This is a genomic window from Legionella steigerwaltii (assembly GCF_001468065.1).
In the GTDB taxonomy this organism is placed as follows: domain Bacteria; phylum Pseudomonadota; class Gammaproteobacteria; order Legionellales; family Legionellaceae; genus Legionella; species Legionella steigerwaltii.
In genome coordinates this window covers 106,368-131,297 of the sequence record NZ_LNYZ01000038.1, presented here as the reverse complement: position 1 = coordinate 131,297, position 24,930 = coordinate 106,368, and the positions used below count along the sequence as shown (strand labels likewise).

Here is a 24,930-nt window from a genome sequence, read left to right as displayed (position 1 = left end):
CATTTAAAGAAAACAACAGTTTCTTTTCTTCCAAATCAAAAACCCAAAATTGTCTCCATCACCTGGATAGGTGTGCCCTGCTTCCCACCCAATCACCGATTGCCCAAACGGATGGCATTGACGCGCTTCAGGCAAAGTATTCACCAACTGATAACGATAACGGTCTTTGGGCATAATGCTCGATGCATAGGTATGACATACAGCAGGCCAATCTTGGCCTATTGAATCGCGAATCGCAGGTGTCGGTGGTCGATGCAATTTAAAGTCAACGCGTTCTGCAAGTAAGGCTGCGGTACTTATAGGACTTGCTTGATGCGCAACAAACCCCGTTAATGGATACGTAGAGCCTTGGGCACCTTGACACCAAAAAAGACTGTTCACGGCAGTGCCTGCAAGTGCTTTGGTCGCATCAAAGGCACAAGAAGCTCTTGCAGGCGGGGAGGTAAATAAAACGGCTTCAGGATTTAGAACAAAGGCCAGTTCTGAATCATTCCAAGTGGGGTCTAACTCCGACGGATATAAGATGTCAAAATCTTCAGTTTCCATACACCCTAAGGACGTTAACACTTGCAACCAATAGACCAGAGGGTATTTGTACCAATGAACGTAATAAAACGCACCGCGTCCATCCGTCTCCGGCATTTGTGAGCCCCCGAACCCTTTTTTAGTGACATTCAGTTGCACTCCTAAATTGACCATGCACCATGGTTTAGGAGTTACATCAACCAAGGCCGCTGGTTCCCAATAACCAATAGTGACGCCTAAGCGTTCTCCAATGGGTGTAGGGCATAAACACAAAGGATTACCTGGATTTTTTGTATCAGGATAACTGCTTTTAACCACCTCACTACTGCCAATGGTGAGTGGAAACAAACAATTCCAGCAGACATCGGTAATTGGATTGACGAAGTGCCCTTTACACTGCGAGGCATAGATGCCGCTAAGCGGGCTCAGTAAAAAAAGCAGTGCTATTAGGGAAATGAATCGACGCATCATAGTAATCCACCAATAATTTGCAGACGATTGCGTCTTCTCATTGCAAAGCTTAAGAAAAAAACAACACCCAAAATAATTAATGAATGATTCAATGCTCTTAGCGATTCGGCATGCTGGATTAAGAGTGCTGGGAGCAAAATCCAGGTCATATGGACTAAAATTTCTATATAAAAAGTAACCTTATTCCAATCAAAGATTCGGTATTGATGGTTTGCTGTTCCCTCACAAAATGAAAGGCAGGAAGACAGGGATAAATAAATTCCAATCACAACACCCGCTACAGCTAAGTAAGCAGGCCATGAGTTTACGTTTAATTCATGAAGTAACTCATGAGGATGTTGAGAAAAAATGAAGGTGAGAATTAATCCAATAAACAGATGATAAATCCCATACACGCTAAGCGAACCAATGCCTTTGGTTATTTTAATCACTGTTTTTTTATTCATAGTACCTACTCCTATTTGTGTAGCTCGTGTTGCCCAATTTCTTGAATACGCCAAACCAATCCCTTCTGGCTGACTATTGAAGGCACATGCTTTAAGTGAAAATAACGACTCAAGCGCCCTTCCAAATCAAAATAAATCGAACCCAAAGCTTCAGAGGCTTCCTTAACATCCCCTCCGGTTAAAATAAATTTCACCTGATCAAAATGCTTATAATGCGCTTTGGCCCAGGCAAGTTGCTTCGGATCATCAGCATCGAAGAAAAACAGCGTTTTAGAAAAGGACACGCGTTCAAAAGGATTAAGGTGTGCCCCTTTCTTCGCAATCATCGCCCCATCATGGGTATAAAGCGTATGATTCACGACGATACTTGGATCTAATTCATGCGTTTTAGGAGTGTTCGTCGTAGGTAAATGAAGAGGTTTTGGTCTTCTCACGTGCTCCTCTACTCGCGCCACCATGTGTTGCTGATGCTGTTTCAGGGCGCCTGTTTGCTCTAAGCGATGCAGCTTCGCCATGATGACCTGGCGGATGTCCTGCTCAATAACAGGAAAAAGCTGGCCGTAATTGCCTAAGTTTTTGGCATATGCCGGAGCTCCGTTCATTAAGAGTGCTGCAATCAAACCCGCTACTTTCTTCATAATGCACCCAACTGTTCCAAGGTTGCTGCAATCACCTCATCCGTCACATCGAAGGGTCCACTGGAGATCACTGTTGCGGTGATTAAGGTCACATGATGAGAAGCCCCATACTGAGACAAGGTCTGAGGCAACAACGACGAATACTGCTTTAACACCCTCTTTTGTTCTTGTTCTGATAAGTTACTTTGGCTCAATAAAACTGCCGGCTGATTCAGTAAGCGCTGCATATCCACTACAGCAATCGGTGTGGTCTTGTGCATGCTCCATAACACCATGCCAGACAAAACCAAACCCGCTAGAATTAAGAGTTGGGCTTTATAATTACGCAGCATCGGCAAGACCTCCCTCTACCAACACACTTTTGGATAAACCATAATGTTTGTTGGCTACCAACATGGCTGCATGAATATACGAGCGCCCTTGTGCGATATAATCCATTACTGCCTGATAATCGCGACCATCGGAAGACAATAGGACCCGTGTAAACGGATCAACAAAAAGTCGATTAAACGAAGAAATACCGTCTGCACGAATCAGAACTTGTGAAAATCCAGCCTCCTTCGCTTTAGGAAATGAAGAAAGTAATTTAAATTCAAAATCAGAAAACGTGTTATGTTCTTGTTGGTGTTTGGCCAGCGAATCTGCATCTTGAAGAAAAATGAGTTTGATTGCAGAATTTTCCCAAGCAGCACGTGCTTCAGGAAAGGCGTAATAATCATCGATACCTTGCGTAATCGTCACAAAAGAAGCATTATGCCGCCGTCCTGTACGAAAACCTCGGTTAATGAAATTAACTGCAATTTGATCACCAGAGAATAAGGACCAGGCTTCATCAATGATGCACATTTTTTGACGGCTGCGATCAGAATTAAACATACGGCCTTGAAACTGAGACAAAATAGACAGTAATACAGGCGCACGAATGTGTTCATCGTCCTCAATTTCTTTTAAATCCACGACAATAATGCGTGCATCAGGCGCTAATTTAGATGGCGCATTAAAGACCGTCCCATGCTCTGAATGAGTACAATAAGGATCAAGATTTTTCGCCAGAATTTTTCCTGTAGGGTATTTTTCTCGGTCGTTCTGATGCAATTCCAGAAGCTTAGACTGCACATGATCAATTAAAGTGGTTTGTTGATGCTCAAAAAACGCCTGCAGTATTGCCTCTCGTAACGTTCCTCGGGAATCATCACTGGCCCCATCCTTAGAGCACGCTAATAATTGAAATAAAGAAAGAATATGCTGTATTTCTTTGCCAATGTTGGTGACATGGGTAAAGGGGTTCATTGCCAAATTGGAGTATTCCAGATAAACACCACCTAAGGCATGGCATAACTTCTTATAACTTCCCCCTACATCGACAATAAAGAGATCCCCTCCGTTAAACAGCACGTTGAGCATTAGCATTTGAATGAAAAAACTTTTACCTCCACCGGACGTGCCGGTCACAGAAATGTTGTAATTCGTGCCCAACTTACCCGAGAACGGATCGATACAGGAAAATTGGTTGCGTAGTGTCGGCAATAAAATGCCCCGCCCAGTCCCCGCCCAATCCGAAAGAATGGGCATGTATTGAGTCGCATTCCATGAGGAAATAGGCCACATCATCGTGGGTAGCTGAAATCCCTTTTGGAGATGATTCGTAAATAAAAAAGGGAGGGTTGCCAAAAAATAGGGGGATTGCATCCTACGGCTTAAAGCAAGCTTAATACCATTGTAGGCAAAGCATGTACGCGCCGCTTCTATATCGCGGGCATATTCGGAGCGTCTGGAAAATAGCACGACGTTATACAGCATCTTACAAGAGCGGGTCTTTCCGGAAGCCAAATCATCACGAAAATGACGCCATTCACGCGCTTTTTTTTCGGTACCTGCAACATGCAGCGCATAATCGCCCTTCGCTTTTTTATCCAAATCACTGGTCTTGCGATTCGCACGCCCCTGCGCTTTGTTTTGCTCGTCAACCAGGTAGGTAACAGAAATAATGTGATTACAGGGAATGCTTTGCTCTGGGTGAAAAATATTGGCGCTGTTATTAATATTGTCCCAAAGATGGTATTCACCTGGCAAGCCATCAATGGTCATCACGGAAGCCACGGTTTCAAAAGCCACTCCTTGATTATTAACCCCACTAAAAAGCAGGCCTTCTTTGGCTACCTCTATATCAAAATCACGGCCAACCACCTGATGTTTAATTAATTGTGTCGGATCATAAGAAGAGGATTTTGGGTAAATATTATCGGGTTCATGAGCCAGATAAAAATGAAGTAAGCGTAATAACTCTTCAGCATTACAGGTTCTAAAACCAATTTTGGCTGATATGAGCGAGGCTTCAAAAGCAATACGAAATTGAGCAAAGTGGGCTTTAACGTCTTCCTCGTTTTTTCCATTGATTTTATCAACTACGACATAACATTCGGTTTGTGTAATCCTAGGATTGACATTGGTATTGGTTTTAAATCCATGAACTGCGGCCTCACCATAAAACGAACGAAGGCTTTTACCCATCACACTTAACTGCTCAAAATCGTGAGTCATGAACTGATTTGAAAAAGCATCCAGCTCAGGTCCCACTTGATTGTGTTTGACTAAGATGAGCTGTAAGCTAAATTCATCAGAAACCTTCGTTCTTAAAATCGAATCCAACTGCTCTGCAATTTTTTCATTCGCGCCGGTTAACGGTGTGATGCGATACAATAAGCCTGAGTTCCAGCGATTAATAAATAAGTGCGATTCCTCATCATAATAATGATAAGGAAGTTCCTTACAAAAAAGAGGGTATTGGTGATCGCCAACATTTAAGGCATTTTGGGAAGACGACTCCTCCTCCCCTTCAACCAAATAGTCATCGATTGAATCCCTAAAACCCTGGACGTATTTTTTTAGTGTTGCGAACATAGGTAATCCTAAAAAAGTTCCGTTTCATTTATTTTGAGTAGGTGCTGCAGCCTACACATTGCTCTTGTTGCACGTATTGCCCATCCGGTGTAAATCGCCGTGCATCCACCATACGATTCACCTGCTCCATGCTTTGGCACCCACCACGCTCGACAAAAGGACAGCGAACATCTTGATGATCAAAAATGGATCGTGAACACCCCGTAAGCGTCACTGCCGAACAACAACAGAGCAAAACAAGCCATGCTTTAACCATGTACGTCTCCTGTAGGATTAACGGTTGAAAAGAGGGGTTGATTGGGCATCCCATTCTGATTTAAAAATTGCTGTGCCGTTTGCGTATCGGATTGAAACGGGGATTGCGGCGTTGAAGGCTCTCCACTCCTACTCTCCCCTGCTTCACCACCTGCTCGGCTAATGGTTGTTGTAATCGCAGCTTCATTTTGAGCCGATTGATTATCAATGGATTTACCCGATTCAAAGGATTGGTGCGCCCTATCAATCCAAAAACCTTTAGTAAACATGATGGACACACGTCTTCCTGCACGCGCCACCACCAGAGGGTGATAAATATCGGCGATTTTCATAATGTAATCGGAGATTTTATTGGCCGGATTACTTACCGCTCCTCCTGCTGCTGATTGCATGAGGGTGGAGGCCTGACCATAAGTCGTAATGGTGCCCGCACCTGGATTAATGGTCTGAGCCGTATTGAGGTTTTTAAGCCCATCCCCAAAGCCTGCTAAAATCCCTGCAGCCGCACTGTATTCTAAAAGAGGTTTGGTTTTTAAAATGGACGTACCGCGTAAGTCTTGCATCGCATCCAAGTCATACACTGCCCCATACACCTTTTGCTCAAAACTTAAATTAGGTTTCGCACACGAGAGGGTTTCAAGGTGCATCACTACCGCATCATCAGACAAATCACCATACGTAGAGACAATAGCCAGACAGCCATTAAGGCGTGAATGACGGTTGTTGGGCATAATTCCATTAGAATCCAAGCGAATCAGTGCCGTTCCCATATTTTTAGCACCATTAATCCCAGCATCCCCTTTTGCCCCGCTGAGTAAAAATCCTTCAGCATGGGTTCCTGCCCATACGTAATTATCTGGTGTACGCTCTTCTTTTTGCTGACGGCGGTAATTAAAATGAACCGTTTCAAGGCCTGCTTTGCCATAATAAGCTTTTTCATCCAAAATCCGTTGTTTATGACGGGCCTCTATTTCTTCACGCGTAGGCGGTCTTGCGACCACCGCCGCTAAACTGGTTTGTGAATTTTTAAGAAGCGCCACCTGTAGTTTTCCGTTGATTTCTTTATTTTCAAGCGCAAGCTGCTCTAATTGTTTTTGCATGGCGCTTAATAAAGCTTGGTTTTCGGAAACCAGATCGTCTGATTTATTAGGTGTGCTCTTTTTATTTTTTTCTACCAAGGCTTTGAGTGCATCAATTTGGCGTTGTTGTTTTTCAAGTACGGCCTCATCACTTAATTTACTAAAGGCGCTGTCTAATACCCCATCAAACACAGGCTTTTTATTTGCAGGAAGCCTAGATTGTGGCTTTGACGAATAAAAATAGAATCCATAACACAGTCCACCAAGCAGTAGAAAAACCAAGCCATTACGAAGCTGCTCCATTTTGGCACTTTGATTAAGATTGGCTTTTTTACTTTTATTCATTAACTTTTTAAACGGTTTCATCATGACACGCTTCCTTATTACCCGATGTTGGATTGTTCACGGTAAATGCCATAAAAATAGGCGGTTTGACTGGGTTGCAACATTTTTTCGGACAACTCCATCGTTATCAGTTTGGAGTGTTCGAATAATGTTGGCGTTAATTCCATGGGTTTACTGGATTGATTTTCGATGCGATATACATAGCCCGAAGACTCTTTGCCTCGGTATTGTTTCACCAGGGTTACTTTTAACTGTTTATTTAGACGGAAAGTTGCGGGTTTAATCCCCACTTCTTGAAAACCAGAAGGTGTGGTTCCCTCCATAAGCGCTGTCATTAAATCACTTTGTTGGTATTGGCTCTGCTCTTGCACCTTAGCATAATCAAACCCTTTTAATTTTTTAGATACCAATTTAATGGTCTTACCTAAATCCTCAGTGGGAGATACAGTGGCTGAGAAATGATGATTCAGATTTGTTGTGAAATAGACGGTTAACGGAATATGCGCTAAGGGCTTTAAAACCACAGCACCATCTAAATCATTCTCAGATTCTTTGCTTTGCTCTACAATAAAGGAGTGCTCAGGGAAGCTGACTTTAACTATTCGTTCACCTTCTACATCAATGCGATTAAAGTTAAGCGAAGACAAAGACAGCGTAAATCGCTCTCCTTCTTCAAATTTAAGCGTGGCTGCCGTATTGCCTGCATGCAGTGAGGTAGCAAACACGCTACTTAACACGAGGATTTGAAGTGCGTTCATTGACGGATCTCCTTAATAGTCTTAGGCCACATCATCCCGTTAAAGTGCGCAAACTGGACTAAATACACTTTCTTTTGTGGTTTCACTTCAAGACCATGACTGGTTCGATTTAACGTTCCATCTACCTTGGCTTGCAGAGTGGATTCATCAATGTGAATGTTCTTTTCATAAAACACGGAACTAATATTTTTTTCTTTCACCACTAAAGACTCTGAGTCCAGAATGGTTTTGAATGCCTCTTGATGAGACGCAGGAATTAAATGGACTAATGAAGCAAATCGAGCTGCTACCGTGTCTGGATTGTAGGTTAATCGTAATTGAAGGACCTTTTTAGTCATGTCTTTAATATAAGAAGGTGAAAAGGAGGAGTTACTCAAGAAGTAACCATCCTCAGTACAGATGGGCAACCAATGAGTTTCTTTGTTATTAACAACATGAACACAAAGCCCACCCAAAATGAACACCGCAATGGTGGATGTGACTGCCCAAGCCAATGTCAGATGAAGCAATACTTTATTTTTTGAAAGCACATTGTCACGAAATACACGATTCATAAACTCACCCCACGTAGATTCGATGCGCGGAATTAGGGAATGACCTAAAAATAAGCGTCGTCATGGCATGCGGTAAGGACCAATAAATAATGCCTAATAAAACCCGTAAAGGCAGCCCACCAAACTGAACATGCATGATTAAACTTAAAACGGCCCCAATCACAAAAAGCTGCGGTGCATAACCAATTAGTAATCCAATACCCGTGAGCAAATACACGGGTAATCCAGTGGTCAAAGGAATCCCTGCTATGCGTGGTTCCTCTGACAACATAAATGTGGAATAGTTATGCGACATAACTTAAACCCCAATGCGTGAAGATCATGAGTAAAGGCAATCCCACAAACACCCAAGGACTTTTGGTTTTCATCCAGGTAACGCCCGCCACCAGCGTTTCTCCTGCATACAAATACCCAGGCAAATCCGAATTCTTACCGAAGGTTGCACTGACGTCGCTTTTGACCCCACTCAAATAATTTTGACCTTCTGCATGACCTATATTGGTAAGGCATAAAACAATAAGCCAACTTAATACCAGCAAGGGCAGAGACCACCTCATAAATTCATAGAGCTTGATACTGCTCTTTCTGATTACTGCACTTACATTCATAATGCTCTCCTTTAGTTTGATGAACGCTGATTGAGTGAATCTAATTCGTGAATTAAATGATTGATTTTTTGTGTAAAAGGTCGTGTCATTGATGAGAAATAAGGACAATCGTTATAATTAGATGCAACGCGTGCTAATGTTCTATTCGCAAAATCGAGATTATCCCGTGCAAGTTCCATGCGTTCGCCTCGAATTAAGGAGGCAGACTGCTCCACCATGCTTCCTGAATAACCTACATCGATTGTGCAATACTCTTTGAGGTTGGCTTTTGCCAATTGGCTCAAACTAGCTCCCAAAAATTGGCACTCTGAAGCCAACTCCTCTTTATCCAGAGAGGCCGAAAACACGGCTCCCGATAAAAGCAAGGTGCTTAGGAATACTGATGATTTTTTAAGCTTCATTTGTTTCATTTTTAATAAATCTCCTTTTTTTGGGTAAAGAAATCCCCTGAGACTAAATTAATGCTCATTTTTTATTCTTTCCTACTTAATGAATAATATTTTTTTGTAGCTTTAAAAGGATTGCTTATCCATCCATAGCAACTCCTTTATTGGGCGTATTCTTGCGTAATAATTGATTGTTTTTTTGCATTTCCATTAGAAGGCGTGACAGAATTTGGTTTGTAGAATTAATCTCATTGAATAGCATTACAAACTCCGCTGTTTTTGCTATATCAGGAAGCTCTGTGTTCATTGAAAGCAAAAGAGCATAAAGACCGCCACCTTTAAGAATCTTGTTAAAAGTGTCGACTCCTCTCTGAGCAGTCATTTTATTATAAGTTAAGGAGAAGAGATGAGTCTTCCGATTGTTTTCCAGCGTTGATTCAGTCTCAGCAAAAGCAGCCCCATTCATGACTATTAGCACTGTGGATAGCATGAGTGTTTTTATTATATTCATTAGTGATCCCTTTTATATCCTGGTTATAAACCAAACCAACAACTTTAATTCGATGCTTTTTCGATTCTGTGTATAAGTATTAGCATGCTGTGTTCCTTTTATTAGTTAATGAATTGAATGCTCTTTTTTTTGTGAATCAATCTCGAATCGAAGCGCTTCACATGCCAATCGTGCCTCCATCGCAATGTGCCATAAATCGCATTCATGAATTTCCTGGTAGGCCAGAGCCAAAGACTCAGAGCAGGCGTTTAAAAGACAGTACAGCTCTTCCTTTGTAAACAGTTTTAAACATGGAATTTGTTTCATCATGCAACCCCCAATAACTGGCGTATTTTTGCAAGATGTGTTGTTGCAATGTCTTTTGATTGGGGCTTTGCGAGCAACACCTGCTCTTTAATTTCCGGGATCTGGTGACCTTGTCTCATTAAATGACATACCTGTTCATATGCCTCCTTAAATACCGAAAAAGAATGACCTTCATTATCAATTTCCAAAAATTTAACCCCTAATCGTTTAGCAGTAAATTTAACAATTGCGTGACTCCAGTTTGGGTTCGCTGAATAGGCGCTGTTTAAAACCTCTCTATGCGCCTGAGCAGCAGAAGGCAGGCGCAAATCACTGTAGAAACCAAGGCACAAAGCACGAAACTGAAGGCAGTTGGGTGGAAATTCACAAAACTTATCACTTTTACTCATGGTCATTAATCGCTCCACACCACTGTCTAATGCTTTTGGAGTTAAATCTTTAAGTGCAGCGAACCAAACACCCGTATCCTTTTCCCCATGCTTACTAATAAAAAGCTGTCCGTAGATTGCAGTCAGTCTCATCCAGAGCCTGGACAAGTGTTCCTTCGATAAATGCACCGGAGTTGAGTTCATCGCCGGAGTTGCCCCAGAGTGATTCGATTGAAATGCCATGCTGCTCGCTGACTCTCTGGAGTGGTGTTTGGTGAAGAGTGCTTTGATTGGTACCACGCTCATTGTAATGACTCCTTAATTGTCCTTGTGCCTTTTGTTGTTTGTTTTGAGTATATTGGGCATCCCTTTCCAGCCAGTTAATGAATACTGGATTAAAATCCGCCCATTGAGTGTTTTGCTTCTTGTTGTGTTTGATGAAAGCCTGAATTTCGTGAAAATCGGTGACTTTAGTTAGCCCCATGGAAAATGCTATTTCGATGGTTTTTGCGTTTGGGTAAAAGTTGTCATCAATTTGTTTTTTTCTGCGACAAAAATCATTATTCGCAATGTCAGTTTGTTTGTTTGAGTTAGTTATATTAAATATATTAATATTCTTTGCAGAGTTCTTTAGTGTGTTAGCTTCTCTGTTAACTTCTACGTTAGATTTTGCCTCTAAATCTCCTTCTCTATCAGAATCTATAAGGGATTTAGGTGAATTAAGATCTGTGTTAAATTCTTTCCTTCTAATCAATTGATCATAGATCTTAGGAACCTCTGGGAATATAAATTTTAAATTTTGCCCTTCAGTTATAACTTGAAAGTATTCACCACACTCATGTTCTATAGACTTTATGAAATTTCTGATGGTTTGCTTAGATGGAACACCACTGTTGATTCGACCTGGAGCGGTTTTAATCTCTAAGGATCTTGATAGATCACGATAACTAATGTCAGATACAATTCCTGTAAAAGGATTTGCAAGATTTAATAGCTCATAAATAATTAATCTAGGACCATAGGGCAATAATTGAAACTTTTTTTCTATTTGTTTCCTAGCATTAATGTATAACTCAACATCAAACTTCATCAACAAATCCTTTTATTTATCTAATTTATTTAGATAAGACTATCACTCAATGGTAAAAATTACAATAATTTTTTTACCAATAAGGTAAATTTATAATGATTTGTTACACCTTATATGCTATGACGCATTGTATTTTGATGTTTTTTATACTATTTTTTTGGTAAATTCTTACGAAGATTTATTAACCATTTTGGTATATCATAGAATAAACATGCACCTGACTGAATTATTTAAATATGAGCAATCCTGTAATAGACAATGTTTCATCCCCCGAGTCTCGGGGCAAGAGAATAAGATTCATACGCGAGCATCTCCTGTCTTTTACACGAGAAGATTTTTGTCGCGATTCTAATTTTACTGCTCAATCATTAAAGGGATGGGAATTGGCCTGGGGAGGAGGTTTATCCCAGCAGGGAGCTGTAAAAATCGTTAAACGAGCTAAAGAGTTAAATATTTATTGCACAGAATCATGGTTAATGCATGGCATTGGTAAAAATGCCACAATAATCACAAAAGATCTAGATATCCAAGAGGCTGACGAAAGCCACATAGCTAAAGAATTACTCCTATTCAGAGAACTACAACACTCTATTGACACCGTTATAAAAGATGATGGCATGATCCCTTTCTTATACCCTGGGAATTATGTTGGCGGTATAATAGTCAACAATATTGAGAGTGCCATTGGCAAAGATTGTATTATTATTGCGGACAATGATGAAGTATTTGTCAGGATCTTAAGACATGGACAAGAACCAGCTCGCTATGACTTAGTTTGTTTAAATGAAAAAACTACATTAGTGAAAAAAGAAATAAAAAATACCGCCATTAAATTTGCTGCCCCAATTGTATGGATCCGCAGAATATTTCGAGAAAATAATTACTAATGAAAGCTTACAAAAAAGATATTTTGCCACATCAAGAATTTTATATAGTCAGATTTACTAAAAGCTCCAATCTACCTTATGCTCTTTTCATTCATGGTGGCCCAGGTCTCAATTGTGGAACCATAGAGTATCTTATTGATCATCATAATTTATTTAATTCTCTGCAGTGCAATATTATTCTATATGATCAACGAAATTGCGGTAAATCTAATAAAATTAAAAAGCTAGTATTACAGCAAGATAATATAAATGATTTGCAAAAAATAATTCTATACCTTGATGACCATTTTAATCTTAACATCAATGCTTTGATTGGACATAGCTATGGTGCAAAACTTCTTTTTGATTACTACAAAAGTTATGAGTCTACCATCCCTGGTGTTTTTGTTTCTACCGCTCAATCAATACTAACACCTCGTTTGAATAATTTAATGCTAGACCTATCCTATCTGAAAAAAAGTAATTTAGAGCTATATAACAAAATATTAAATGAAATTAATAATCTTGACCTTAATAAAATCTGGGAACTATCAGAACAATTAACTCCAGTTTTCCAAGAAAATATAGAGAGACCTTATTTATATTGGGCCAATTTAGAATATTATGATTTGGTCCAAAATGTCCAAAAAAACATCAACTTACCATTAGATATGAACACATTTATCAGTGTAAGAAAAGATCTTTATTCAAAAGAAGCGAATTTTTCTGTTAATATTAATGAGCTTAAAATCCGTAAATTATGGATAAATGGTTTTCACGATTTTGTCATGAACGGACACCAAATAGCATTGGCGAACAATCATGAAATTATAACTTTCAATAAATCTTCTCACTACCCACATCTAGAAGAGAATGATCGTTTTAGTGAGCTTTTAAATGAATTTATTAAATAGCTCTAAGGCAATCATCTTATTGTTTTCTATATTAATATCCACTGTTGTTCACGCACAATCTAAAATTAAAATATGTTTAACCGGTAGGATTGTTGAAAATTTAAAATCATATGGTCAGTCTTTTTTAAATGCAGCATATCTTGCCAAAGAAGAAAATGATCCCTCTAACAAAGTTGTGATTAAGAGCTATTTTTATAATAACAGACCATTAGAGCCAATGCATATTTATAATCAAATGGTAAATGACTCTTGCTCTGCAATTATTGGGTTTGAATATCTATCAGACTTGTTATTAGCTGTAAAAGAACAGAAAAATGACACCATACCTATTTTTACTTCCTACGCTAGCACCACCAACTCTGATCAACTACCTAAGAATATTTTCATCTTTATGCCAAGCTATAATTACCAAGCTGACAAAATGATGAGCTACTTACATGAGCGCTATAAAAATATAAACAACGTGTTGCTTATAACGGAAATTAACCGTGATGAGATGCTAAAGTATAAGGAAGTGTATTCCAGCATTCTAAAAAATGAACACGTACAATATTCTACATTCGATTTTCTAGAAAATGACAGCGATATAGAGGGAAAATTGAGATTTTTTTTGAATGAACGAAAATATCAATATGTTTTTTTATTGTCAGGTGCAATAGCATCAGCAAAAATTGCCAATATTATGAATAACCATAGCACTGTTTTTATTGGCACAGAAAACTTTGGTTCTTCAGTTAGTCAAACATTTTTTATGCGACTAAATGATAAAGTAATTCACTCTCATTTTATCCGCAATTTGGATTTTATACAGCCCTATGATGCTTTAACTAAATTTGAAAATATTTATATTCAAAAATTCCATGAAAAACCCACTGTATTGGCAGCATACACTTATGATTCGATGAAGATTATTTTGAAAGCATTGAATAGAACCGGTATCGTCAATACAAACAGCATATTAAGTACTGATTATATTGGCATTACCGGGGCTTATTTACATAATGGTCAATTTCATCGATCGACCAATTACGTTATTTTATCAGTTAATAGCAATGGATATGCTTATGAAAAATAAAAGCTCTTCAATCAAAGCAATTTTTATCAAGAAAATGGCCTATTCTGCTCTAATCCAATTTATTATTTTTGGATTTATACTCATGCTTGCAAAAGATTATTTTCATAATCAGATGAGTGTTTTTTCCAGAAATTTAATTATTAATGACTCATTTACCACTGATGAAATTGGTAGGTATCTGCTGCTTAATAATAAGGATGCTCTCGATTTAGTACTATACAATTTAGGTAATGAACGCAAACTAGACTCAATAACATTTGTTCCTTTAAAAAATAAAATAGAAGATGTAGGTACTTGCGAAGAAAACAGCAAAAGCAATTACCTTCTATGCAAAAAAGATAATGGGCAAATTTCTGGTATAACATTAATTAAAAATGATGAAAAGATATTGGGCTCGGTGGTTGCAAGTAAGCAATATAATTCTATCTATACTTTGCCAGTGTCCTATGGTCTTTTGTTAATTTTATTGATCGTACTTGGAATATTTCTTTTTAATTTCTTATTTCTATTCCTTTCTATGAGAAAAAAAATAGCAAACAATACCGAATACTTGCTTGATTTTATTTCATCACATCAAACTAATAATGCTGTTGATTTTGCAAAAGTTGAAATTAATGAATATAGACAAATTGCTAATAAATTTATTGATGAACATCGAGAAATAATCAATTTACAGAAAGAAAAAGCCTATTACGAGGTAAGAAAAAATATTGCTGAGCTTGTTGCTCACGATATCCGATCACCATTAGCGGCAATAAACACCGCAGTATCTGATGTAACATCGATTCCTGAAAATAAACGCATTATGATCAGAAATGCAGCTAAAAGAATCAATGATATTGCTAATAACCTACTCTTACAATCAAAAAATAATTTGCTTGACTGTAAAAGTAGCGAAATATATATGAATAATTCTCCAGAATTAATATTTGTAGTTTTAGATAATATCGTTGCAGAAAAAAGATATGAATATTACGCAACCAAAATCCAAATCAACTTACTTGGGTCTGACCACTCATATAATTGTTTTTCTAAGATACACCCTGATTCTTTTAAGCGCGTTCTATCCAATCTCATTAATAATGGTATTGAGGCAGTTAATTCTAATGGCTCTATTATTATCTCTCTAACATGCAATACTACGCATGTCGAAATTATTATTGAAGATAATGGCTGCGGCATTCCTCCCGATATCTTGCCAAAGGTTACAGAGCAAGGATTTAGCTTTAATAAGAAAACTGGTGCTGGTTTTGGTTTATCTTATGCTAAACAATATTTAGAGCAGATCAATGGTTCAATGTATATTCACTCTGAAGAAAAAGTTGGGACAAAAATTCATATCACTCTAATTCGGTCTAACCCCCCTAGTTGGTTCTGTGACTCAATGAATATTAGGTATGGTACTAATATTGTCGTATTAGATGACGATATATCCATCCATGACGCATGGAATGAACGGTTTTCAAATATTTCACACGTTAAAATGTTTCATTTTTATAACGCGATCGACTTAGGTCAGTATAAAGTTGATCCAGAAACTCCAATATTATATTTAGTGGATTATGAGTTGCTCGCTGATGTTAAAAATGGTTTAGATGTGATTGAAGAGCTTAATTTAAATGGTAAAGCTATTTTAGTTACAAGTTGCTTTGAAGATATTGCTATACGAAATCGATGTGAAAATATTGGCGTTAAAATCATACCAAAATCTTATGTACCTTATATTAAAATTATTGAGACTCCAGAGAAAGAACTTATAAATACGGTGGTTTTTATTGATGATGATGAAATGATGCGAATGACTTGGATCTTTGCGGCTGAAGAGGCTGGACAAAGTATTTCAACCTATTCGTCATTTGATGAGTTCGTAAATGAAATAAATAATTATTGTAAGAATACTCTTATTTATATTGATTCAGATCTAGGAAACAATGTTAGAGGCGAGGATTGCGCAAAACTCCTTTTTGATAAGGGGTTTATTGACGTTCATCTTGCCACTGGCCATTCGCGAGATCGATTTCGCCAAGTGCCATGGATTAAAACAATTGTTGGTAAAGAACCACCTTTTCAATTTGCACACGGGAATTTAACATGAACTCTACGGATAAAGATAAATTAAAACACGATTTTTTAAACTCAATTGTTATCATCAACAACATGACAAAATCTGCTTCGAGTTTCATGAATACAATTTCACAGTCAATGGATACCGTTGATATTAACCAAAAGCAGATGGAAAAATTTTTATATTCCATGAGCGCTATACGTGAGCAGACTTCAAAGATTGAAAATTATTTTCTATCTCTTTTTAATGAATAATTGTGACAAATTATCTCTCTGCTAGATATGAGGAATATGAAACCACCCTTCCCCAATCTATAGAATCAGTTAAATGATCTTTGGTAATACTATAGTAGTAATTGTTATCTAGCTTTTGCGCATCAAATAAATAGTTAATCCACTCAGCTATTGGTTTTTTATATTCTTTTTCTGATAACAAGAACAATATTTTCTCTTTTTTTACAACAGCAGCCACAGTTTGTTCAGGTAGCTCATATCCCTGCATTAAATCTAATTGCTCAGATAGCTCTTTTGCATGTCTAATGATAAGCCATGTAGGTTTGGCGTCTTTATCAAGAAATAAAAAACTACCTGAGTTATCAACTAGATAATACTCAACAGCCTGTGCTTGTATTAGAACACTAGCAAATAATTGTTGATATAATTCATTATCAAATAAATCATTAATGGAGTTTTCATACGCATTAACTATATTTTTTGTTAACTCTCTGAAATAGCGCTTAGTTAGGTCATCCACAGCTAATGTAATTTCTGGATATAGATTTTCACTTGTCTTGAGTATAAATTTATCAATTAAACCGTTATTGAAAGCTTTTATCGCAGTATCTTTATCTGCTTCAGCCGTTAGCATAATTTTAAATATTTTTTTCTCTTTAATTTTTTTGCAAAATTCAATTCCGTTAATAGCGGGCATTTGATAGTCCACAACTAACAATGGTGCATGCTCAAACCTTGCTTTACTATAAATCAGATTTAACATTTTACTAACATCAAAGCCAATAAATCGATCATTAGTAGTATCTAAATTAACATCATTCATTAATTTGAAAATTGATTGGGTGACATCTTGACTATCGTTATCAATAAGATGAAAAGCCATATCTGAGCTTGTAAGTGTTAGTATATTAAGCTTTTCGCCAAATTCTAAATCTAACGCATCCAAAAATGCTCGGTTATCATCTAAAAAAATGACTTTTATCGGATGATAAAAACAGGTAGGTCTTGCATCAATAATAGTCATATAATAATTCCTCTACATTACAGCCACAATTGCATCACCCATGATAAGTCGCCAATATTCCAGACCTTTAATTATAATGTATTGGCTGTTACGAAAAAATACTTAACATGGATGTCGCTTTGTATAATAAATGATTCTTCAAATTTTTTCCTCCCCAATTTCGTATTTAATCACTTAAGTTATAGTGGTTTATCTTTTTGCGATTAAGTTAGAATCCTTCCTTGTTAATTTTCTTCCTCATAAATCTACACCATCCATAACCGTGATTTACAGAATATATTATATTTTTATTATTAATAATCAATGAGTTAGCTAAATTATCCCCCGGGGACAATTTATTAAATCGATAATCCATGGCAGTGGTCCCGTGAAATTTAAAGTGCCATTTAAAAACAGATCTGGATTAAATTTAATAAAATTTAAACGACCTAAAACAAAAAAACATCACCCTAAAGATAATTAACCCCATCATAAAATCAGGATGGAACCCTATTAATTAACTTTTCAAATAATTGATTCTCTATCCACCTAGTACAGTTATTGTTTTAACATTTAAAAAGCTTGTTTAAATTAGGAATAAATTTATTAGAGACATGAATCTATTCCATCAAAATAATGAGTTAATAAAATACCGTAAAAGAAATAGGGCTATTGTTAAATAGGTTACTGAAAAATATTAAACGATACAGCCATTTATCTTGATAATAAAACGCATAGTTATAAAAAAAGGGATTTGTGCACTAAGTAGAAGAACCAATCTCAGCCCCGCCACTACCGATCAATACCCGCCAAACAATATATTCTTCACTATGGGTAAAGACAGATACAACAGATTACCTCTATACGTAGGCCAATATTACTAACAAATATTGCTTAATAACCAATACTCTTAACATGAATTAATCATATACACTGACGTAAGTGCGCAAACAGTATAATTCTTTAATTGTAAATAAAGTTATTCATTTTAAAATTAAAAATGATATCTAAAGCATAAAAAAATAACATTATCTTATATCCATTCCTGAATTTAGCATATTATCAAAATCCATCAATAAATTATTCGTCAAAATTCAAAAAGTATAGTTTCATGTAACTTTGACAATATTGCTCAGCTATCAAGATAATCACATCCTATTTCAGAGTAGGGCAGTGAATACAAATAACAAATAAACCCAAAGAAACTTCAGAATATTTTTTGACAAAATTCGCAATACGAGTTGCCAATCAAAATTTTAAAGCTCCTAGGGTAAAAATCTAGCCGCCAAAAATCCAGTATCCCCCAGCAGTTTCCGGTATTGGTATTAGGAAGTATGGATAAAAGTTAAAAGCGCATCCCATAAAGCTACACCATAACCATATAACTACACCATAACACCCCATAAAACTACACATAAAATTTTAAGACCAATTAATCCCCATATTACTACACAGAAAAACTCATAAACCTACACAATCATTCCCAAATAAATACACAATAATCATTTCTTAAATACTTTAAAATCAATAAGTTATTGTGATTTCATTTAATGAACCTATGAATAGAAGAAAAAAGATATATATTTTCTTTTTTAAAAATTTAAATAATAGTACAAATTACCGCTTGCAAATTCATTTCAATAAAGTTAGTCTAAAACAAATAGTACAGAGCACCTTATTGTAAAAGGGGGATGGATGAAAGTAATTACAACAGCCGGGAACAAAGGAGGGATTGGCAAATCAACTATTGCTCTCACTCTTGCACAATATCTAGCTAAATGTAAAAACATGAAAGGGGCATTTATTGATTTAGACCCGCAAGGCAACTCTTCATCTAGCTTAATTCCAACTACAAGAGATCCAGCTCACCCAACTGGCTACATGCCAAAAGCACATCCAGAGTGGGATCCGAATAACTTACCAGAAGATGATCCGCATTGGGATGGTGTTAGTAGTATTGCAGATATATTCATAGGTAAATCTATTTATCCATATCCAACATGGGTTGACAATTTACATTGTTTTCCTTCTTTTGCTTCATTACTGGAAGATGCACAACGTGTTCTAAAAGTTGATGTAAAAGAAAAAGTTATAAATCGTCTTAAAGAATTTACCGAAATGCTGTCAACCCACAGTGATTACCAATTTGTTATTATTGATACGAATCCACAGTTTGGCCCACTAACAATGGCAGGGTTGCGAGCAGCAACTCATGGACTATTGCCAACTGAACTAGAACAATATGGTATTAATGGAACCATAGGTATGATCCAAGCAATTTCACAAGAGCAACTTAGAAGAGTAAAAGATGACACAATCAAAATAGCGGGAATTTTACCTAACCAAGTTCGTAAAACAGCAGTACATACTAAGTTCCTTAATGACTTGCGTTCGATAGAGAAATCAGAAGAATGGTTGTTACCTCCGATCGCCCAAAGAACTATTTATTCAGAATTAGTAGTAGAAGATGCAAAACCTAATTGTGTATTTAACCTACCGCAAACACATCTAGCTAGAATTGAGAGTGAAAAATGGTGTTCTTATGTATATGACAGGGTATTTCATAATGTATACAACAAAATAGAAGAAAAGGAGGCTTCTTATGGTTAGTAAATTCAAACTAAATCCAGTCAAAACCGGAGAGACAAAGGAAGCCATATCAAGAACACTGGCGATTGCCAATGATTATGCCGGGGAACTGTCAATAGAAGTATTATCCTTAGATAAAATAGAACTTGATCCAGAAAACAATCGTGAACTAGCACTCACTCTTCATGATGCTATGAATGGAATAGATCCTTCTGATCCTGACTATGCAAAAAAGAAAAATGATTGGAAGTCACTTGAATCATTAGCAAAAACTATACTAGATGATCAGTTAATTAACCCCATATTTGTATACAGGTTTGGGAACAAATGTCGTTTAATCGCTGGTGAACGTAGAACCTTGGCCTCAGCGATTGCTGGTAAAAAGGAAATTATAGCAAGAATTGCAAGTCAACGACCTGTTGGTACAAAGTTAAGAGTTCTACAGTGGATTGAGAATAATGAGCGTGTTGACTTATCTCTGGCTGAAAGAGTTGCGAGTATTGAGGCTATTGTTAAAGAGTATTTAAACGAAAATAAAGAAAAAAGTGATAGCGAGAAAATAACATCAAAAGTATTAAGTGATTTAACGGGAATGTCTATAACACAATCTCGAAGATATATCCTGATTTTGCAAGCTAGTCCAGAGATAAAGCAGGCGATTGCTGAAGGAAAAATAGAGAATGTAAAATTAATTGAATTAATTATTTCAGTTGAAAACGCAGAACATCAACAAGTTCTCTTAAAGGCAGCCATAGAAAATCTATCCTTTGATGCAATTGTTAAGCTAAAAAAAGAACTTGAATTTTCGTTAGTTACAAAAAAAGAAATAAGAGGACGTAAACAATTAAATGTTAGTTTAGGTAAGGTAAAACCCAATATTGCCAAAATTATCTTTGATGCCTTAGTTTCAAGCAACATTCTACACGAGAGCATCGTCGAGCAAATGAATATGTTAAGCAATAATGTCCAATGGAATAATGGTAAATCAGTTGAGGAGTGCTTTAAAAAAATAATTCCTCTAATTGCTCAGGAAGTGTGATTAAAATGAATAAACTGAAACTCAATAATAATGAAGACGATAAGAAAATTATTACATTTACTATTAATAAAGAAATTAAAGAGTCACTCAGAGAAATTCTGTTAAATTCTGAAAAATATAATTTAAAAAAGAAAACTGATTGGGTAAACGAAGCCATCATAATGTTAAAGGAAAATCCTGATTACAAAGAAATGGTACTCAATGCAGAAGGGAATAGTGAAAATTTTGTATTTGATAAAATTTATATGACATTTAAGCAACGATGTTTTTTTTCTGATATGAGAAATGAAGTTGTAAAGGAATATCCTGATATAAGAGGCCCTCAAACTGCCATAATACGCGCTGCTATTTTGAGTAGAATGATGAGGAAAAAATAAGAAAAAAGGCCAAACGGAATGGGTAATGTTCGCTGAAAAAACAATACGTAAACATGTAACAATTATTCATGCATACTCTTTAATGAGTGTATTGCAACGGAAAATTGTCAATGTGCTTTTGTATGAAGCAATAAAAGGAGATGGCCGCATAAATAACCATCAAAATTCGGTCGCTGTCGAATGCAATATGCCTTTTTCTATGCTGTTAAAAGCAGTTAAGTTCAATAGTAATAATACCCAATATCTAAAAGAGTCCATTGATGGGTTGGCATCATTAAAAATAGAATGGAATTTATTGAAAGATAAGGTACCTACAGATATCTCTTTTTTAAATTTACGAGTTTTACATGGAGCACCTACGTTCTATCAGGATAATACCATCAATTTTTCTTTTCATAAAATCATGCTTGATTTACTAGTTAATCCATCTATATACGGTACTATTGACATTGATCTGCAATCTGAATTTGAATCGAAATATGGTCATGCTCTTTATGAAAATAGTACACGGTTTATTAACTTACAAAAAAATAAAATTATTTCGTTAGATACATTTAGAAAAATTTTAGGAGTTCCTGAAGATAAATATCCAAGTATGCGGGAACTTACAAGAAATGTCATTTCGCCTTCATTAGAAGAGGTTAATGATCGAGCTAATTTTGCTGTTAGTTTGGATCCAATAAGAGTTGGTAGAAAAATTACTGGATTTGAGGTGTTAGTCCAGAATAAAAAAAATACAATAAAATCAGAAGTCAGCTGTATTGATTATGAAAATGAGAAGATGCATAAAGAAATAAAAGTAACTTTTGGTATATTAAATGAGTCTATATTAGAAAATATTATAAATAACTACTCAGAAGAATATATTCAAGAGAAGATTAACTATACCAAGAAATATGCAAAAAAAGAGCGCACAGGTTTTTATCCAATTCCATATTTTATTAGTGCTTTAAAATATGATTATAAATTCAAGGAAGAATCTAAGCCAGACGGTTCTCAAGAAAAAGAATCTAATGAACAAATTGAGTGGGAAAAGAAATTATTCGCTTTACAGGCAGAGCTTAATCATTGGGAAAAACTATCAGGTTATACTAAAGCTGGAGATAATCAAGAGCATGTTAAAAACATGCAGAAATTTGTTCTGGAAACCCGAGAAAAATTAAAGCAACATTATTTAGAGAAGCCAATTAAAATGGAGGCGGTTTAATATGAAATTTCCTGCCTTTGAACCAATTAATCTAAAAAATGACATACAATCCTTGGAAGCAATTGATCTGTGTTTATCAAAAATTTATCCAGATCAAAATCAGGCTAGAAAGTTTTTTAGCGATGCTTCACTAGAAGAACTGGCCTCGTCAATTCGACAGCATGGGATTATACAGCCTATTCTTGTCAAAGAAAGAGATCATAATAGGAATGAATATCAAATTATTGCGGGTGAACGGCGTTGGCGTGCAGCTAAAATAGTAGGATTAGAAAAAATCCCTGCAATCATCAGAAAATATAATAAAGCAAACGGGATGGCAGTTTCTTTAATTGAAAACATTCAAAGAGAAGATTTAAACCCATTGGAAGAAGCACAAGCTATACAGCGGTTAATAGAAGAGTGTTACATGACGCATGGTGAAGTTGCTGAAACTTTAGGTAGATCGCGAACAACAGTTACTAATCTTCTTAGATTGCTTACTCTCACGGATGAAGTAAAAGAAATGTTAAAAATGGGATTACTAGAAATGGGGCATGCCAGAGCTTTATTAAGTTTGTCGAGCATACAACAAGCAGAAACAGCAAAAATAATTATCAATAAGTCTTTATCCGTTAGGGAAACTGAAAAATTGGTTCGGCGCTTAAATATGCCAGAAGATAAACAAGAGTTTTTTCTAGATCCCCAATTTGAACAAAAAACGAAAGATTGGATGGCACAATTATCGAAAAAACTTTCATCCAAAGTTAACATGCATTTTAATGATGGAGGAAAAGGTAGGGTGGTGATAAGTTTTGACTCTTTAGAGGAAGCAGATTGGTTAATGGCCCATCTTAAGGTGGAAGGGTAGGGCTATTTTTTTATTCACAAAATTAGTGGATAACTATGTGGAAAAATTAGAAGATGTTTGCCCTCGAGTCTGTAGTTATAATTTTACTGGTATACTGGAAAAAAATGACCTCCAAATTTTACCTTCAAGAGACGATTGGACTACGGCGAATGGTAAAGTGTGGCAAGAGCTCAGCTTCTTTCTAATCACTATTAAAGCGCTCTTAAATCTGTCTGATTATTTAATGATCACTTTTCTTTTTAGAAATTAAAAAAATAAGTCAAGTTGGAATGCTTTTGTATGAGATAAGTTGTTTTGAACAGTCGTGGAACAATTATTTTGACTCAACTCGGATCTTGGTTTTCTCTTGCTTTTGGCATGGGTTTTATTAGCATATTTTTGTGATACTAAAAGAAACAGCAGATTGTGAAGGGAAAAAATATTTTCACTATACAAAATTTTAAGTCGATAATTATGCTGATAACGGATTTTTATCATGATTAAGAATTGAGCAAAAGCATTTGTGTACGTTGAAAAAGCCAATATTCTTCTTTGTCCCAACTTGGATTTTATTCGTCCGTTAATAGCGGTGATTGTCCAATCATCTAGTAAATCTTTCTCTAAACGAAGTACATAATAGCGTTTGTCTTTTTCAAAGCGTGCCTCATGGTAGACTTCATTGTAGGTAAAATCCAAATAGTGTAACCAAGGTAAAGTAATAAACCATGGTGTCATTTAGAATGTAGCCAAGTTAGCAATACGTTTCAGGCGATCAGGGTTGTCTTCAACATAAATTGCGGTGGTGACAATGTTGGCATGACCTGCAAGGCGAGAGACTGCTTTAATATCAGCGCCTTGCTCAATTAAGCGGGTAATGAAAGTACGTCTACCAGAATGAGAACTTGCTCCAATAATTCCTGCCTTATCATAGAGTGACTTGAACCATTTTTGCAAACTATTGGGTGTAAAGCGACTTTTACGTTGGGTCTGAAATAAGGGTTTGTCTCGTGCAACAGGTTTTAGGGTATCGAGATGAGCTTGGAGTGCTTTGCGGATTTTTTCATTGGCAAGATAAGCGTAACGTTGTTTTTCACCTTTGGTCATTGAGCGCTTCAAACAAATCTCTTCAAGTAATTGATAGTTGTAATCGGCTACATCTGCAATAGTGAGAGAGGCGATTTCTTTCACTCGCAATCCAAGTCCAAAAGAACAATACACAAGGGCACTATTTCTTATAGCGAATTGCCCATCTTTGGCAACAATAAGCAGTCGCTTAAACTCTGCTTCACTTAAGACTCTGGCCTTTCCTTCTTTTGGCATAAAAGACTCAATATTTTCCTGTTATAATGGTATTCTAAATAAATCAGGCTGTCTTGGCAAAAGCAAAAATAAAATTGTGGTTTATAGTAGAGCTTTAGTATGAATACACTCATCGATGCAGCAATAAAATATCTTTCCAATCATTATTGCAGTGAAAAAGAGCTCATAAGGCAAC

At 36.4% G+C, this 24,930-nt stretch carries 30 protein-coding genes; 11 read left to right on the top strand and 19 right to left on the bottom strand.

What is annotated here, in order from left to right; translation table 11 throughout:
* Positions 1-3: 3 nt before the first annotated feature.
* The 16 genes from traU to Lstg_RS15525 form a co-directional block, all read right to left on the bottom strand.
* Entirely contained in the window at positions 4-993 is a 990-nt protein-coding gene (gene traU, locus Lstg_RS15600) for a conjugal transfer pilus assembly protein TraU (RefSeq protein ID WP_058478646.1), read from the bottom strand.
* Entirely contained in the window at positions 993-1,442 is a 450-nt protein-coding gene (locus Lstg_RS15595; protein WP_058478545.1) for a hypothetical protein, read from the bottom strand. The genes traU and Lstg_RS15595 overlap by 1 nt, the downstream gene beginning before the upstream one ends.
* An 11-nt stretch (positions 1,443-1,453) precedes the next feature.
* Positions 1,454-2,080: a type-F conjugative transfer system protein TraW gene (traW, locus tag Lstg_RS15590; protein WP_058478544.1), complete on the bottom strand. Its 627-nt coding sequence runs from the start codon at positions 2,078-2,080 to the stop codon at positions 1,454-1,456.
* A complete protein-coding gene (gene trbI / locus Lstg_RS15585) occupies positions 2,077-2,412 on the bottom strand; it encodes a type-F conjugative transfer system protein TrbI (protein WP_058478543.1) in 336 nt (111 codons plus the stop codon). The genes traW and trbI overlap by 4 nt, the downstream gene beginning before the upstream one ends.
* The gene (gene traC, locus Lstg_RS15580; protein WP_058478542.1) at positions 2,402-4,981 is read right to left on the bottom strand and encodes a type IV secretion system protein TraC; all 2,580 of its coding nucleotides are present in this window, start codon (positions 4,979-4,981) and stop codon (positions 2,402-2,404) included. The genes trbI and traC overlap by 11 nt, the downstream gene beginning before the upstream one ends.
* 28 nt (positions 4,982-5,009) lie before the next feature.
* Positions 5,010-5,237, bottom strand: coding sequence for a hypothetical protein (locus tag Lstg_RS15575; RefSeq protein WP_058478541.1), 228 nt, complete (start codon positions 5,235-5,237; stop codon positions 5,010-5,012).
* A complete protein-coding gene (locus Lstg_RS15570) occupies positions 5,230-6,684 on the bottom strand; it encodes a TraB/TrbI/VirB10 family type IV secretion system protein (RefSeq protein WP_058478540.1) in 1,455 nt (484 codons plus the stop codon). Before Lstg_RS15570 ends, Lstg_RS15575 begins: the two co-directional genes overlap by 8 nt.
* 14 nt (positions 6,685-6,698) lie before the next feature.
* Complete coding sequence (gene traK / locus Lstg_RS15565) at positions 6,699-7,418, bottom strand: type-F conjugative transfer system secretin TraK (RefSeq protein WP_058478539.1); 720 nt, start codon at positions 7,416-7,418, stop codon at positions 6,699-6,701.
* The gene (locus tag Lstg_RS15560; RefSeq protein WP_058478538.1) at positions 7,415-7,972 is read right to left on the bottom strand and encodes a TraE/TraK family type IV conjugative transfer system protein; all 558 of its coding nucleotides are present in this window, start codon (positions 7,970-7,972) and stop codon (positions 7,415-7,417) included. Before Lstg_RS15560 ends, traK begins: the two co-directional genes overlap by 4 nt.
* Positions 7,973-7,976: 4 nt before the next feature.
* Positions 7,977-8,267 carry a type IV conjugative transfer system protein TraL gene (gene traL, locus Lstg_RS15555; protein WP_058460907.1) on the bottom strand — a complete coding sequence of 97 codons (291 nt, stop codon included), beginning with the start codon at positions 8,265-8,267 and terminating at the stop codon, positions 7,977-7,979.
* Positions 8,257-8,580 carry a type IV conjugative transfer system pilin TraA gene (locus Lstg_RS15550; RefSeq protein ID WP_010655325.1) on the bottom strand — a complete coding sequence of 108 codons (324 nt, stop codon included), beginning with the start codon at positions 8,578-8,580 and terminating at the stop codon, positions 8,257-8,259. The genes traL and Lstg_RS15550 overlap by 11 nt, the downstream gene beginning before the upstream one ends.
* An 11-nt stretch (positions 8,581-8,591) precedes the next feature.
* Complete coding sequence (locus Lstg_RS15545; protein ID WP_058478537.1) at positions 8,592-8,990, bottom strand: hypothetical protein; 399 nt, start codon at positions 8,988-8,990, stop codon at positions 8,592-8,594.
* 115 nt (positions 8,991-9,105) lie between these two features.
* Entirely contained in the window at positions 9,106-9,477 is a 372-nt protein-coding gene (locus tag Lstg_RS15540; RefSeq protein WP_058478536.1) for a hypothetical protein, read from the bottom strand.
* 105 nt (positions 9,478-9,582) lie between these two features.
* Positions 9,583-9,786, bottom strand: coding sequence for a hypothetical protein (locus Lstg_RS15535; RefSeq protein ID WP_231296978.1), 204 nt, complete (start codon positions 9,784-9,786; stop codon positions 9,583-9,585).
* Complete coding sequence (locus tag Lstg_RS15530) at positions 9,783-10,304, bottom strand: hypothetical protein (RefSeq protein WP_058478535.1); 522 nt, start codon at positions 10,302-10,304, stop codon at positions 9,783-9,785. Before Lstg_RS15530 ends, Lstg_RS15535 begins: the two co-directional genes overlap by 4 nt.
* On the bottom strand, positions 10,267-11,241 hold the full coding sequence (locus Lstg_RS15525) for a hypothetical protein (protein WP_058478534.1): 975 nt from the start codon (positions 11,239-11,241) through the stop codon (positions 10,267-10,269). The genes Lstg_RS15530 and Lstg_RS15525 overlap by 38 nt, the downstream gene beginning before the upstream one ends.
* A gap of 236 nt (positions 11,242-11,477) precedes the next feature.
* Here Lstg_RS15525 and Lstg_RS15520 point away from each other — a divergent pair, with 236 nt between their 5' ends.
* Genes Lstg_RS15520 through Lstg_RS15500 form a run of 5 tightly spaced genes read left to right on the top strand, consistent with a single transcriptional unit; the run spans position 11,478 to position 16,415 of the window.
* Positions 11,478-12,128, top strand: coding sequence for a helix-turn-helix domain-containing protein (locus Lstg_RS15520; protein ID WP_010655319.1), 651 nt, complete (start codon positions 11,478-11,480; stop codon positions 12,126-12,128).
* Positions 12,128-13,021, top strand: coding sequence for an alpha/beta fold hydrolase (locus tag Lstg_RS15515; RefSeq protein WP_058478533.1), 894 nt, complete (start codon positions 12,128-12,130; stop codon positions 13,019-13,021). The genes Lstg_RS15520 and Lstg_RS15515 overlap by 1 nt, the downstream gene beginning before the upstream one ends.
* A complete protein-coding gene (locus tag Lstg_RS15510; protein ID WP_058478532.1) occupies positions 13,005-14,096 on the top strand; it encodes an ABC transporter substrate-binding protein in 1,092 nt (363 codons plus the stop codon). The genes Lstg_RS15515 and Lstg_RS15510 overlap by 17 nt, the downstream gene beginning before the upstream one ends.
* Complete coding sequence (locus Lstg_RS15505) at positions 14,086-16,191, top strand: sensor histidine kinase (protein WP_058478531.1); 2,106 nt, start codon at positions 14,086-14,088, stop codon at positions 16,189-16,191. The genes Lstg_RS15510 and Lstg_RS15505 overlap by 11 nt, the downstream gene beginning before the upstream one ends.
* On the top strand, positions 16,188-16,415 hold the full coding sequence (locus tag Lstg_RS15500) for a hypothetical protein (protein WP_010655315.1): 228 nt from the start codon (positions 16,188-16,190) through the stop codon (positions 16,413-16,415). Before Lstg_RS15505 ends, Lstg_RS15500 begins: the two co-directional genes overlap by 4 nt.
* Positions 16,416-16,425: 10 nt before the next feature.
* Here Lstg_RS15500 and Lstg_RS15495 read toward each other — a convergent pair whose 3' ends face one another.
* Positions 16,426-17,418, bottom strand: coding sequence for a response regulator (locus Lstg_RS15495; protein ID WP_058478530.1), 993 nt, complete (start codon positions 17,416-17,418; stop codon positions 16,426-16,428).
* Between the two features lie 1,674 nt (positions 17,419-19,092).
* Between Lstg_RS15495 and Lstg_RS15490 the strand changes: the two genes are divergently transcribed.
* From Lstg_RS15490 to Lstg_RS15465, 6 genes are read left to right on the top strand one after another with little or no spacing between them, the layout of a single operon-like run.
* Positions 19,093-20,007 (top strand): ParA family protein, encoded by a 915-nt coding sequence (locus tag Lstg_RS15490; RefSeq protein ID WP_010655313.1) that lies wholly within the window; start codon positions 19,093-19,095, stop codon positions 20,005-20,007.
* Positions 20,000-21,025 carry a ParB/RepB/Spo0J family partition protein gene (locus tag Lstg_RS15485; RefSeq protein ID WP_058478529.1) on the top strand — a complete coding sequence of 342 codons (1,026 nt, stop codon included), beginning with the start codon at positions 20,000-20,002 and terminating at the stop codon, positions 21,023-21,025. Before Lstg_RS15490 ends, Lstg_RS15485 begins: the two co-directional genes overlap by 8 nt.
* A 5-nt stretch (positions 21,026-21,030) precedes the next feature.
* Positions 21,031-21,402 carry a hypothetical protein gene (locus Lstg_RS15480; RefSeq protein ID WP_010655311.1) on the top strand — a complete coding sequence of 124 codons (372 nt, stop codon included), beginning with the start codon at positions 21,031-21,033 and terminating at the stop codon, positions 21,400-21,402.
* Between the two features lie 25 nt (positions 21,403-21,427).
* The gene (locus Lstg_RS15475) at positions 21,428-22,609 is read left to right on the top strand and encodes a replication initiation protein (protein ID WP_058478528.1); all 1,182 of its coding nucleotides are present in this window, start codon (positions 21,428-21,430) and stop codon (positions 22,607-22,609) included.
* 52 nt (positions 22,610-22,661) lie between these two features.
* Positions 22,662-23,456 carry a ParB/RepB/Spo0J family partition protein gene (locus Lstg_RS15470; protein WP_238585456.1) on the top strand — a complete coding sequence of 265 codons (795 nt, stop codon included), beginning with the start codon at positions 22,662-22,664 and terminating at the stop codon, positions 23,454-23,456.
* 37 nt (positions 23,457-23,493) lie between these two features.
* Positions 23,494-23,706, top strand: coding sequence for a hypothetical protein (locus Lstg_RS15465; RefSeq protein WP_082650880.1), 213 nt, complete (start codon positions 23,494-23,496; stop codon positions 23,704-23,706).
* On the opposite strand, the gene Lstg_RS15460 is transcribed toward Lstg_RS15465, so the two are convergent.
* Positions 23,703-24,170: a hypothetical protein gene (locus tag Lstg_RS15460; protein ID WP_058478525.1), complete on the bottom strand. Its 468-nt coding sequence runs from the start codon at positions 24,168-24,170 to the stop codon at positions 23,703-23,705. The two genes, Lstg_RS15465 and Lstg_RS15460, sit on opposite strands and share 4 nt — an antisense overlap.
* Positions 24,171-24,755, bottom strand: coding sequence for a tyrosine-type recombinase/integrase (locus Lstg_RS15455; RefSeq protein WP_058478524.1), 585 nt, complete (start codon positions 24,753-24,755; stop codon positions 24,171-24,173).
* Positions 24,756-24,930 lie beyond the last annotated feature (175 nt).